This window comes from Butyricimonas paravirosa, assembly GCF_032878955.1.
In the GTDB taxonomy this organism is placed as follows: Bacteria; Bacteroidota; Bacteroidia; order Bacteroidales; family Marinifilaceae; genus Butyricimonas; species Butyricimonas paravirosa.
Genome location: NZ_CP043839.1, coordinates 850707 through 864392 on the forward strand (window position 1 = coordinate 850707; position 13686 = coordinate 864392).

The 13686-nt window shown below is 42.6% G+C and carries 9 protein-coding genes; 2 read left to right on the top strand and 7 right to left on the bottom strand.

Annotated features, from left to right (window positions below; genetic code table 11):
• Entirely contained in the window at positions 1–3051 is a 3051-nt protein-coding gene (locus F1644_RS03785; protein WP_118302064.1) for a tetratricopeptide repeat protein, read from the bottom strand.
• 325 nt (positions 3052–3376) lie between these two features.
• Between F1644_RS03785 and dnaK the strand changes: the two genes are divergently transcribed.
• Complete coding sequence (gene dnaK, locus F1644_RS03790; protein ID WP_087420576.1) at positions 3377–5287, top strand: molecular chaperone DnaK; 1911 nt, start codon at positions 3377–3379, stop codon at positions 5285–5287.
• A gap of 149 nt (positions 5288–5436) precedes the next feature.
• Here the strand turns inward: dnaK and F1644_RS03795 are convergent, their stop codons facing one another.
• A complete protein-coding gene (locus F1644_RS03795; protein WP_118302063.1) occupies positions 5437–7380 on the bottom strand; it encodes a response regulator in 1944 nt (647 codons plus the stop codon).
• 218 nt (positions 7381–7598) lie between these two features.
• Here F1644_RS03795 and F1644_RS03800 point away from each other — a divergent pair, with 218 nt between their 5' ends.
• Complete coding sequence (locus tag F1644_RS03800; protein ID WP_027201036.1) at positions 7599–7928, top strand: DUF5684 domain-containing protein; 330 nt, start codon at positions 7599–7601, stop codon at positions 7926–7928.
• Between the two features lie 47 nt (positions 7929–7975).
• Here F1644_RS03800 and dacB read toward each other — a convergent pair whose 3' ends face one another.
• The 5 genes from dacB to F1644_RS03825 all read right to left on the bottom strand — a co-directional run bounded on the left by dacB (position 7976) and on the right by F1644_RS03825 (position 13554).
• Positions 7976–9352 (bottom strand): D-alanyl-D-alanine carboxypeptidase/D-alanyl-D-alanine endopeptidase, encoded by a 1377-nt coding sequence (dacB, locus tag F1644_RS03805; RefSeq protein ID WP_118302062.1) that lies wholly within the window; start codon positions 9350–9352, stop codon positions 7976–7978.
• Positions 9349–9546, bottom strand: coding sequence for an exodeoxyribonuclease VII small subunit (gene xseB, locus F1644_RS03810; protein WP_034502262.1), 198 nt, complete (start codon positions 9544–9546; stop codon positions 9349–9351). The genes dacB and xseB overlap by 4 nt, the downstream gene beginning before the upstream one ends.
• Positions 9547–9559: 13 nt before the next feature.
• Positions 9560–10939: an exodeoxyribonuclease VII large subunit gene (gene xseA / locus F1644_RS03815; protein WP_118302061.1), complete on the bottom strand. Its 1380-nt coding sequence runs from the start codon at positions 10937–10939 to the stop codon at positions 9560–9562.
• A gap of 84 nt (positions 10940–11023) precedes the next feature.
• Positions 11024–11626: a ribosome biogenesis GTP-binding protein YihA/YsxC gene (yihA, locus tag F1644_RS03820; protein WP_118302812.1), complete on the bottom strand. Its 603-nt coding sequence runs from the start codon at positions 11624–11626 to the stop codon at positions 11024–11026.
• An 89-nt stretch (positions 11627–11715) separates the two neighbouring features.
• Positions 11716–13554: a DEAD/DEAH box helicase gene (locus F1644_RS03825; protein WP_118302060.1), complete on the bottom strand. Its 1839-nt coding sequence runs from the start codon at positions 13552–13554 to the stop codon at positions 11716–11718.
• Positions 13555–13686 lie beyond the last annotated feature (132 nt).

Below are 13686 nucleotides of genomic sequence, written 5' to 3' on the forward strand. Positions count from 1 at the left end.
TTATTTCCGAATCTCCATTTCTTTCGACAAGAAACGCTGTAATTCAATCGCCTCCCTGTTCTTCGGGTCCAGTTCTATCGCCTTTTGAGCCATTTCTGTGGCTGTAGCCCGGCGTCCTGCCGCAAGTTCACATAGCGCACGTAACAATACAAACTCGCTATCCTCCTTGACCCCGTTCATCTGTTTCAACAATTTCTCGGCATCCTCCATGCGTTTTTGCTGAATCAAAGCCCGGAGTTCAATCTTCTGCAACGCCTCTTTATCCCGTCCTTGCTCACGTAACAATGATGTGATCTGTTCCAGTAACTTGTAGTTATTCACACGACAGTAACATTCCGCCAAAGAAAGCAACACCCGCTCATCCGCCCGTTTGGCTCTCACCACCTTCTCGTAAGGTTCTATCGCTTTCGAATAACTCCCGTTTCGCCGTAAAATATCCCCACCTAAGGCCAACGCCTGCACGTTTCCACCGTTATACCTCAACGCTTTATTGACATTATCCAGCGCCTCCTTATCCTTTCCCTCCGTGTAGTAAATCAACCCCTTCAAATAATAAGAAGAAGATGCCACGTCATTTTGGGCCAACATCGCGTCAACCGCCTGATGAGCCGTCGTGAACTTTTTCAAATCCAAAGCACTCAACGCCCGGATATTCAACGCATCCATCAACTGCGGTTGCCATTTCAGAGATTCACCCGTACACCGAAGAGCCTCCTCCGGCTTGCCAATCGTGTAGTACATCCGGGATAAACGCATCCACATTTCCTCGTTCCACGGGTGATCCTTCAAATAATTCTCCAATTTCGCGATCGCCTCCGGGTACTTCTTCTGTTCCTCCAACTTGATCGCCTCGTAATCATCCCTAGACGTTCTCTCACCCACCACGCACATCGGCAACCCATCGGCATCCACCGAATACAAAAAGCCCTCTTTCACCGGGAAAAGACCATTTTTCAACTGGAAACTATTGATATACACGTTATCGAATATCATGTAATCCCACTCCTTGCTGAATTTATCGTAATACCGGCTATACACGATGGTAACATTCGTATCTTTCCGGAAATAATGTTGCAGATTCGCACTATGATTCGTCACGATCCGGAGAGGACGTCCCTTATAATCCACGTTCTTCTTGAACCAATCCACCCCTTTTTTCAAGGAATTATAATAATAATCCGTTTCGTAATCTCCGTAAGCACCTCGCAACCCTCCCACCAACTCGTTAAAATAAACATAGTCATTGGGATGATTCACGGCCATGTGACGTGCAGGCAGAAATAACAACCCGACAAGCACAACCACCATGACACCCTTCAAATATTTAGGGGAAACAGATAACATTAACGTCCAGAACCGGGCTGCCAGCAACACCATGAAAGGCATCACGAACAACAAATGACGAATTCCCCCGTACAAATTTGATTTCTGGTAAATCACCCAAAACACGGGAAATACCAGTGAGAATAAAATGAAGAACGACAACAGAGAGAATTCCTTCTTCCGGAAAGCCATGAAAAAAAGATACCCGATAAAACCGATAACAACCACCAAGGGTGACCCGATCATCAAGTATTTCGGGGCATAATGAACAGGCAGCATATTCGACATCATCTGTTCTCCCTCGAATATCGTGCGCAACCCGATATTATAATTCGTGAATTCCTTCAATGACACAACCACGTTAGTAAACGGGCGAGCCAACGCAAAAGGCCACGTGATAATAGACAAGAAATACCCAACAAATAAAACGAGTATAATCAAAAACAAGATGTTTTCGACATCTTTACGATATTTCATAAATTTATAAAACTCCTTGAATCCGACCCATAAGATGTAAAACAAACCGCCATACATCAACAAGTACGGAAATAAAAGCAAGCCCCCGGAACGGGTTCCCAATGCCAAAGCGATTCCCAGCATGGCCCCGATCATGTGTCGTAGTTTGACCACGGGATAACGATCGAACATCCGCACGAAGTAAAATATGGCAACCAAGTATCCCACGGCAAACGGAATGTCCTTCAGGTTATTCATACTATGCCCGAAGAAACGAGGCGAAAAAAAGAGTAACAACATGGAAATGAGTCCACACAACCCTCCCCCGAAACGCATTCCCATCAAACCGATCATAATTATCCCCAAAGCTCCCACCAAGGCACACACGACATGACGCACGGCATAAACATCATCCGCACCGATCATGTTAGCCACGACAGCCGCCACCACCTGCATCGAATTACCGTAAAGGTGTAAAGCCGTTTGAGGCTGATTCAACGCGGCCTTATCCCCTTTCGTGAAAAAATCAAGTACATAACCGGAATGCCGGTGATCGACAAACTCGTCCCCGCTAATCCCGTAATCCTTACTGATATAAGGCATATAAAAAAAGATGAACAAACCGAATAACAGCATAAGCATTCGGAATGTCATATCCCGACGAGACTGACCGGAAACATCAAACAAGGTGGTAAAGAAACGGCCTGTGGTCAAAAAACGAAAAGGTATCTTCCAAAAATAATTCACGGCAGGGTTCGAAACGTTTTCCGAATCTTTCCAGGTAACAGACACCTCCAAGGTCCCGAATTTCACGAAAGCTTTCTGTAAACTGTAACTCACAGCCCGCAATAGATTTCCGTCCAAGTCATCCCCAGCGTAAGCCTTCATGAACAAAGCCTTGTTACCAATCAACACAGGAGAATCCGTGATACTCCGATCACCCCGCCACAGGACTGCATCCACAAACCCAAGCCACAGCTTACGTTTCCGGTTACTCACGTAATAAACATGATCCTTTCGTTCCGTTTTTCCGTAAGCTTGCCCAAGAGCGTTCAACACAGGCAAGGCCACCCGGTCCAGATCGACAAGCATTATATCCTCGGCCCGTACCTCTTGTAACACGTTTAGAAACTCTTCATGTTGACAACCAACCCGTAGCAGGATGATATTCTCCTGCAAGAATTCTTTATTGGTATTTAAAACGGGTAATTGAAAATCGGCATTTCTCGAGAAACCAATTACCTGAATAGACTTATTTACGACTTCTTCCACTGTAAAATCTTTTACACAACTAGTTAATATATTTTACCGCCTACTTACGACCTTTAACGGGTATAAAGATATAAAATAAGTTATCAACTCCCAATACTCTTTCTGCCATTTCATTGTCAGATTGAAACGTCTTGACCCGTTCAATTTATGACGTTCTGTCAGTAAATATGACACCAACCACGTGCCTGTAAGAGATTTTTATGAAAATAAGTCTTATTTGGGAACTGGCACACCGTTTGATAAAAGATAAATGTTCTTGAAACTATTCAGGGACAAAGAACGAAAAAGTAAATAGAAAATAATAACATTATAAATATTAAACAATATGGGAAAGATTATTGGTATAGACTTGGGAACCACAAACTCTTGCGTTGCCGTAATGGAAGGTAACGAGCCGGTGGTGATCCCGAACAGTGAAGGTAGGAGAACAACACCATCTATTGTTGCTTTTGTTGACAATGGCGAAAGAAAAGTAGGTGACCCTGCAAAACGTCAGGCTATCACGAACCCGACGAGAACAATATATTCTATCAAACGTTTCATGGGTGAAACCTATGATCAGGTAGATAAAGAAATCAATCGTGTACCTTACAAGGTGGTAAGAGGAGAAAACAACACCCCGCGTGTTGAAATTGGTGATCGTAAATATTCCCCGCAGGAAATCTCTGCCATGATTCTTCAAAAAATGAAGAAGACAGCCGAAGATTACTTGGGACAAGAGGTATCAGAGGCGGTAATCACCGTTCCTGCATATTTTAACGACGCTCAACGTCAAGCGACGAAAGAGGCCGGAGAAATTGCCGGGTTGACCGTGAAACGTATTATCAACGAGCCGACTGCTGCTGCATTGGCTTACGGATTGGATAAACAAGATCAAGATATGAAGATCGCCGTCTTCGACTTGGGAGGTGGTACCTTCGATATTTCTATCTTGGAATTAGGTGACGGAGTGTTCGAGGTAAAATCAACTGATGGTGATACCCACCTAGGAGGAGATGACTTCGACGACGTGATTATCAACTGGTTGGCTGACGAGTTCAAGAAAGACGAGAACGTGGACATCCGGAAAGACCCGATGGCTCACCAACGTCTGAAAGAAGCTGCTGAAAAAGCTAAAATCGAACTTTCCAGCTCAACCTCCACGGAAATCAATTTGCCGTACATATTCCCGGTTGATGGAATTCCAAAACACTTGGTAAGAACCTTAACCCGATCACAATTCGAGCAATTGACAGACCATCTGGTACAAGCAACCATCGAGCCTTGCCGTCGTGCATTGAAGAATGCAAACGTGAGTGCATCAGACATCAGCGAGGTAATTCTGGTAGGTGGTTCTACCCGTATCCCGGCTGTACAGAAGAAAGTTGAAGAGTTCTTTGGCAAAGCTCCTTCCAAGGGAGTTAACCCGGACGAAGTTGTTGCCGTTGGTGCCGCTATCCAAGGTGGTGTATTAACCGGAGAAGTAAAAGACGTGTTGTTACTTGACGTAACCCCGCTTTCTTTAGGTATTGAAACTTTAGGTGGAGTGATGACTAAATTGATTGAATCCAACACCACGATCCCGACCAAGAAATCGGAAGTATTCTCCACGGCTGCCGACAACCAACCGTCTGTTGAAATTCACGTATTACAAGGAGAACGTCCTTTGGCAAAAGACAACAAGACGATCGGACGTTTCCACTTGGACGGACTACCACCAGCCCCACGTGGTGTTCCACAGATCGAGGTTAGTTTCGACATCGATGCTAACGGTATTCTAAAAGTATCTGCAAAAGATAAAGCTACCGGAAAAGAACAATCTATCCGTATCGAGGCTTCATCCGGACTCTCCGATACCGATATCAAGAGAATGAAGGACGAGGCTGCCGCTAATGCAGAGGCTGACAAGAAGGAAAAAGAACGAATCGACACGATCAATAAAGCCGACAGTATGATCTTCCAAACAGAAAAACAATTGAAAGAGTTTGGAGACAAATTACCTGCCGACAAGAAACAACCGATCGAGGCTGCTTTGCAAAAACTGAAAGACGCTCACAAGGCTCAGGACGTTACCGCTATCAACTCGGCTATTGATGAACTGAACAACGTGTTCCAGGCTGCATCTCAAGAAATGTACAACGCCCAACAACAACAAGGAGCACAACAAGGAGCCCCTCACGCTGATCAACAACAACAAGCGAACAATGGTGGTAAAGACCAAGAAGTAACTGACGTTGACTTCGAGGAGGTGAAATAAAATTCTAACATCTACATAAAAAAGCTGTAAACTTATCGTTTACAGCTTTTTTCATACTCCAATGACATCCTTCTTTATACACGACATGGAAATTCATGACGAACTTCCATGCACGTAAATTAGAAATATAATAATTTTAATAATATCAATCAAACCAGATATTTGGCAATCGTTTCCTTTAATAAAGGAGCAGACAACGGCTTGGTCAAATAATCATTACAACCAGCCTCTAACGCTTTTACCCGATCATCGTCAAAAGCAAATGCTGTTAAAGCTATAATCGGAATTTCTTGAGAAACTTTACGAATGATTCGAGTTGCCTCTAACCCGTCCATTTCCGGCATTTTAATATCCATAAGAATAAGATCAGGTTGGGATTGTTCATATATCTCAACAGCTTCCTTTCCATTCCAAGCATGGAGCAATGTATAAGTCTTCCCGATAATTGCTTTCAATAGAAGAAAATTACTCTCCACATCCTCCGCCACTAAAATCGTTCTTCCCATGCTTACATTTTCTTTAATCTCGTTATTTTCCATATCGTTTATGTCTGTTTCGATAGTAATTCTTTGATAAGGAATTGTAAATTTAAATATAGAACCATGTCCCTCCTCAGATTGAACAAATATGTTCCCTCCCATTTTCTCTACAAGCATTTTACATATCGCCAATCCTAAGCCAGAGCCTTGCACAAAGGTATTCAATTTTGTGAAACGATCAAAGATTGTAGGTACTTTATCTTTGGGAATTCCACACCCGGAATCCTCCACGTAAAATTCGATAAAATCATCTACTTGTTGATAACCGAAACGTATAAATCCCTTCGCTGTAAACTTTGAGGCATTCGTGATCAAATTAGATATAACTTGAAATAGTCGGTTTCCATCTGTTAACACGTGGGTATTTAAACCACCATCCTCAAACTCCAACTGTACATCCTCTTTCATGCGTACCCGATGTACCTCTTGAATTTTCAAGCACAACTCCCGGATACTAACCGGTTTATAGACGAACTCCAAGCTCCCGGCTTCAATCCTTGATAAATCAAGTATATCATTTATTAATTGTGTCAGCAACTCCGAATTGTTCTCTACGATATTCAGATAATAATCTTTCTCTCCCGCATCCTCCGTTTCTGCCACCAAACGAGTGAAACCGATAATAGCATTCAAAGGCGTACGAATTTCATGGCTCATGTTCGCCAGAAAAGCAGACTTTAATTTGTCCGACTGTTCCGCTTTCAAACGAGCCTTAACCAACTCTTGTTCCGTACTTTTTAAATCTGTTATATCCCACGAAACACCAACTAGAAAACAGGGATCACCAGAGTCATTCCGGACCAAAGTCTTCAACGTCTTCACAGTTCTTATCTCCCCTTTTTTCGTCTCATAGGTCTCCAAGAATTCAATATCTTTTCCCGTATGAAGTAATTCTTTATCATCTCGTCTGAAACGTTCTGCATCTTTTGGATTGGGAAAAACCTCAAAATCGGTTTTACCTAGAGCATTCTCCCGTAAAATATGAGAATATGTCTCAAAAGCTTTATTCCAATACACGTAACGAAATTCCGGTCCGGCATCTTTCACGAACAAATACACGGGAATATTGTCTAGTACGGTGTTCATAATGGAATTAAGCTCTTTAATTTTATTCTCATTTTTCACATGCAGGGATACATCTCGTCCAAAGACCCAGATTAACTCTTCCCCGGAAACACGAATCGTCGAGTGAGCAAACATTTTCAAGACATCACATCCCCCACCGGGCCGGTTTAAATACAACATACTCTCGAAGTTCTCCCCACGCTCCCTAACTGGCTGAGTTCTCTTGTTCCAAGACTCTAATGTTAACGTCGGATCTAACGTCCATGCGTAAATTCCAGTCAGATTTTCCGGTAGATGGAACCTGTCTCTACCCGGTTGATTGGTATACACGAGTTCTCCACCTGGACGGAATACAAAAATTTCCTGATCCACGTGATCCAGTGCGTAACGAATAACATCAATCTCGTTTTTAGAACTTTCATTTCCGTTATCCCCCGCAACATTTTCTTTTCCTAATACACCATTCTCCAAATCGCCCATAAATAGCATACATTCGATATTACAAATGTATTAAAAAACAAATACAAAAGAAATCTATTGTCTAAAAAAACAGATAATAAAAGTTTTAACGGTAAAAACACAGATAATAGAAAGAAAAAACTTTGACAATCGTATAGATTTTTATACATTTGCGAACGAAAATGCTGTGTGTATACGAAAGGAAAAAACGAGTTTACTTATAAATGTTTAACTAAAAAATCAGAACTATGTTAGTATCTATCATTTACTTGCTTATTGTCGTATTATTACTTGTTTCCATGTGGAAAGTGTACGAAAAAGCAGGAAGACAAGGTTGGGAAGGCATTATCCCTATTTACAATCTTTACGTAATGCTCCAAATCATTAACAGACCGTGGTGGTGGCTTTTGATCATGATTTTTGTTCCGATTGCAAACATCATCTTCTCTATCATCGCTTTAAAAGAATTCTTGGAGAAATTCGGAAAAGGTATTGGATTTACCATTGCAACTATTTTCTTTCCCTTTATCACTTTCCCGATGTTAGCATTCGGAGATGATCAGTTCAAGAATGAATAATTCTTTCTATATATTTTAGAATAAAAACCGGCAACGTGCCGGTTTTTTCATTTATCTGCTATATCTTTCAATAAATCCCTAATAGTCTCCTGAACCTTTACGGGATCACCCACGTAATTATTCACAAGAATCGTAAAAGCTAACGTTTCTCCCTTCTGATTTTTTAAGTATCCGGCAAGAGCCCGGACTCCTGACATAGAGCCGGTCTTGGCAATAACATTCTCCCTTAAAACCGGATGATCGGAATAAATTCGTAATCCCCAATCCACATTTCCTTGTGGTAAGGAGGCAACAAAAGCATCACTTAAATGCCCCTTTGCCCAAATTAATAAATCCGTGAACACTTCCGCCGGAACAGCATTTGCCGGCGATAAACCACTGGCATCTTTCAACGTAATTCCACATGAATCTATCCCGATATGACTTAATTCTACCTTTACCGTTCTCGCGTAATCTGTCGGACTGATCAATTCGCCCAAAGCCTCGGCGAAAAGATTAACACTATTCTTATTCGTATAATAAACAATATCCTTCAAAAAAGGAGAATCCATAGCCAGCAATGCATGACGTTCTCCCTCCTCTATCCTTTGTTTATCCAACAAAACTCCTTTCTCCTTCAATCGTTTTTCCAGTTCAGCCCTAAAACAAGCATCCGGATGATGCATAGCTCCCTTCACCGCAAAAGAAGAACGATTGGCTGGAATAGTCCCCTGAATTAATAACGTCGCAGTCTCTGGCCCCCCGTATATCCACGCATCATTCGCATTCTTGGCAGAAGCCATCACTTCGTTCCGCAATTTTACTCCCGGAACAGAAGGCTCAACAGACACGATCTTGGTTCGAGTGCCCGGTTTTCCGGATTTCAAGTTTATCGTGTACGTATTATCCCGGTAATTAAATGAATGATAAAGAGCCCCGTAATAATTTGCCACGTCTTCCCACGGCCAAGACCCCGGAATACGAACTGGTTCTCCCTCTGTCTCTATAATAATATTTCCATGAATTTGTTTGATTCCCAAGCTCACAACCTTAGAAACAAGACTATCCATAAAACATGCTTTGGGAAAATACTTTGAATCTAATGTTGGATCACCTCCTGCCTGTACAACAATATTTCCCAAAAGTCTCCCTTCATCAATCTCCCCGGTGTAAAAAACCTTTGTTGTGTAAGTTAAAGAATCTCCTTCCCGTTTTAATGCTAATGCAGAAGAAAGCAATTTAACCACGGAGGCCGGACGCAATGCCATTCCCGGATTATGCTCGTACACAACCTGTCCCGTCTCCACGTTCTTCACGCAAACCCCTATCGCTGCATGTTTCACTTCATCCCTTCCCCACAAATTTCGTTCTGCTGTTCGAGTCTGCCCTAACGCAGAAGCCACTGAAACCAGCATGAAAAACAACAGCCAACCGGATTTCATCATTCGGTAATTGATTTCAATACATTATTTACATCTTCTTCCGTCCGGTGTAATTTGCCCTTACAAAACTCAACAAGTACTGCCATCCGTTTTACTTTCTCGCTCAATTCATCCACATCCAACTTATTTTCTTCTAACAACTTCACTAAACTTTCTATCTCCTCCATAGCGGATTTATATGTCAATTTTTCTTCCATAACCGATTATATATTAGATGTTTGTCTCAATATCTTTAATTTCACTTCGAATAACTCCTTTGAACAACTCTGTTTCAAGTACATCCCCTTTCTTCACACGAGCCGTCTCCCGAACCGCTTTTCCGTTGACACGAGTGATCGAAAATCCCTTTTCCAGTATATTTTTCGGATCAACATACTTCATTTTCGTTTCTGCCAACTCCAGAAAATAACGATTAGCCGTAAACAATTCTGTTGTTTTACGTACCATTGTCTTTTGCATATCGTCCAAACGATTCCTCTGACGCTCAAACAAGGCTCCGACCTTCCCTTCTGCCTTCATCTTCAATTGATTCAATCCATTGATCCGACCCTGTACAAAAAGCCTTGAGGCATGTTCTACTCTCCGGGACGACAAGGTCAAATTATTTGCTTGCCCCTCTAAAAAAAGACGGGTAAATTGCTTGAACTCCGTAATTCGTACTACCTGACGAGTTTTTTCTTCTTGCAAAATTCTTCTGGTTTCTCTCACCAAGGTTTCCTTAGCGTCCTCCAATACACTATCCACCTCGTTAAAGCACTCAATCAGAAAAGCCGCCGCTGCCGTGGGGGTCTTCACACTTCGATAAGCCACCCGGTCCACGATCGTTTCATCCCGTTCATGTCCAATACCAGCAAGAATAGGAATAGGAAACTGCGCCACGTTAGCTGCCAGCTCGTAGGAATCAAAACTACCCAAATCCGTTTGTGAACCACCCCCTCGAATAATCACCACCACATCAAAAAGTGATTCATACTCGTAAATTCTTTCCAAGGCAGCAATAATAGATTCTGTTGTTTTCTCCCCCTGCATAACGGCAGGAAACAACTTGGTATGAAAAGCATACCCGTAAACATTACGATGTAACTGATCCACAAAATCACCATACCCGGCAGCCGTGGGGGAAGATATAATAGCCACAGTCTTCGGCAACATCGGAAATTCCAGTTCCCGATTCATATCAATTACCCCCTCTTGCGTCAATCGATCAATAATCTCTTTACGTTTCCGCTCTAGATCTCCAACCGTGAAAGTCGGATCAATATCTTTTATATTTAAAGAATACCCGTACAACTCATGAAAAACGATCTCCGCACGAACCAGCACCTTGATCCCTTTCTGTAAAGATTTTCCCGTGGTTGTTTCAAAATAAGGTCTTAGCATCCGATAAGTAAACGCCCATATCGTAGCCCGAGCCGTGGCAATCACCGCATCATCTTCCTCCCTCTTCTCCACCAACTCCAGATAACAATGCCCAGACCGATTTTCTTTCACATCAGCAATCTCGGCTATAACCAAAAAACTATCCGGGAAACGATTCTTTAACTCCCGTTTCACCAAACTATTCAATTGGTATAATCCAATAGCCTCCATGGTAATTTGTGATTTACAATTTATGATTTCAGATTAAAAGATTCCCTAACGTTAGCCTTGCGCACTGGAATCTACAATCTAAAACTATTCTAGTTCTAATCTATTCAACTCAGAAATATAAGACAACAACTCCACCCGTCCCAATTTTGTTTCAGCAGAAGTAATAAACGCCATGGGCATACTTTCCCATGTATCTTTCATCTTTTCCTGATATTTGGCAATACAATTCATTCGTTCCGTGGTCGTCAACTTATCAGCCTTCGTGAAGACCATAACAAAAGGTACCCCGTTTTCTCCCAGCCACTCCATGAAATCGAGGTCAATCTTCAACGGATCGTGCCGGCTGTCAATCAACACGAAAAGACATACCATATTCTCCCGTTTTAAAATATAATTCTTTATCATGGAACTGAATTGTCCTCGCTGAGATTTAGATGTTCTGGCATAGCCGTATCCGGGCAAATCCACCAGATACCATTCATCATTAATCAAAAAATGATTGATTAACTGTGTCTTTCCCGGACTGCCGGATGTCTTGGCCAGTTTACTGTGGTTCGTCAACATGTTAATTAACGAAGATTTCCCCACGTTCGATCTCCCGATAAACGCATATTCGTGTCTATCCGGATCCGGACACTTCTTCACATCCGTGTTACTTATCACAAAATTGGCACTCTTAATTTCCATCATTTTTTAATTTGAATATATAAACATTGAACATGTGAAAATGTAAAGTAAACTTTACATTTCCCATGTTCAAATGTACAAATTATTTTCTAGCCGCGAGAAGACGATCTATTGAAATTTCTCGGCTTTTTCGGATCACTTCCCGGTCTTCCTCTTCTCTTTCCACCACTCTTTTCTTCCCGACGTCCGCCACCTCGGCTATCTCGTTTGTCCCGATCTCGACGTTCCCGTCTTCCAGAAAACTCGCCTCGACTCCGGTCATCCCGACGACGTCCATTGTCCCGAGTCGGGATAGCCTTTATCTCCAATGGAATACCATTAAAGAGAACCTTGCTGAAATCTACGGCGAAATCAGATGCACTCTCCTCGTCAATCTCGAATTTAGTATCTGTATCAAAAATACGAATACCTCCGACACCAATCCCCCGACGACGAGAATATTTATTAATCAAGCCCATCAAATCACGAGGTGTCAGCCCGTCTTCCCGACCGACATTCAGCATAAACGTGCTGTACACAGTCTCTTCTCCACGTCCCCGACGGTCACGTCTATCTCCCCGATCTCCACGTTCACCTCGCTCTGAACGACCTCCACGGTCATCCTCGCTAATATTCAAATCAGCCGTATTCTTATACTTCTTCAGTAACTTACCGAACTCATAAGATACCAAATGTTGGATCAACTCTTCTTTCGTCAGCTCTGCGAACTTTTCGTACACATCCGGAGCATACAGATCCATATCCTCTTGATCCTCCGATGCTAAAATCTTATCTGCATAGAATGCCAACTGAGCCCGACAAATCTCTTCCCCTACCGGAACTTGCTTGTACTCGAACTTCTTTTTCAAGATACCTTCAATCCGACGCAATTTCCCTTTCTCTTTCGAGTGAATAATCGCAATAGAGATTCCTTCCTTTCCGGCACGTCCCGTTCTACCGCTACGATGCGTGTAACTCTCCACGTCTTCCGGCAAATTATAATTGATCACGTGTGTCAGGCAATCCACATCCAACCCACGAGCTGCCACATCGGTTGCCACCAACACTTTCAGCCGTTTCGCCCGGAAAGCGTTCATCACGTTATCCCGCTGTGCCTGACTCAAATCCCCATGTAATGCATCACAATCAATCCCATCACGCTGCAAATGTTTCGCAATATCCTGCGCATCATTCTTCGTGCGGGTAAAAATAATAGCGTACATACTGGGAGCGCAATCCACGATTCGGCGTAATGTCTCGTAACAATCCTTCGCACGAACCATATAATATTGGTGAGACACCGTGTCTGCACCCTGATTCTTCTTACCCACGGAAATCTCCTTCTGGTTCACCAGATAATTCCGGGCAATCCGCTCTACCTCTTTCGGCATTGTCGCCGAAAACAAATATGTATTTTTATCCTTAGGCGTGTTACTCAAGATAAAGTCCAGATCTTCCTGGAATCCCATGTTCAACATCTCGTCGGCCTCATCCAGCACGACAGCAAACACGGTCTCGATATTCAATGCCTTCCGGTTCAACAAGTCAACCAAACGTCCCGGAGTAGCCACAACCACGTGTACTCCCTTCTGCAACTCTTTCATTTGTCTCCTAATATCCGTACCCCCATATACACAGGTCACACGAATATCCGGAAGATACTTTGCATAGTTCTTCAAATCACTCCCGATCTGCATACACAACTCTCGCGTGGGACTCAGAACCAATATCTGTACACTATTCCATTCCGGATTAATTTTCTGTAATAACGGCAATCCGAAAGCCGCTGTTTTTCCCGTCCCGGTCTGGGCTAACACAACCAAATCATTTTCTTCGCCCAAAATAACAGGGATAGCCTTCTCTTGTACCGGACTCGGTGTTTCAAACCCTAAATCTGCGACTCCTTTAAGAATGTCCCCGTCTAATCCTAATTCTCTAAATTTTTCCATTAAACTGTTTTAAATTACCCCCTTACAATTTCGGATTTAGTGATTTTTGATTTTAGATTCCTCCCCACGAGGCTAACACCTCTACTTATAACCAGAAATCACGTAATCGCTAAATCATTAAATCACTAAATC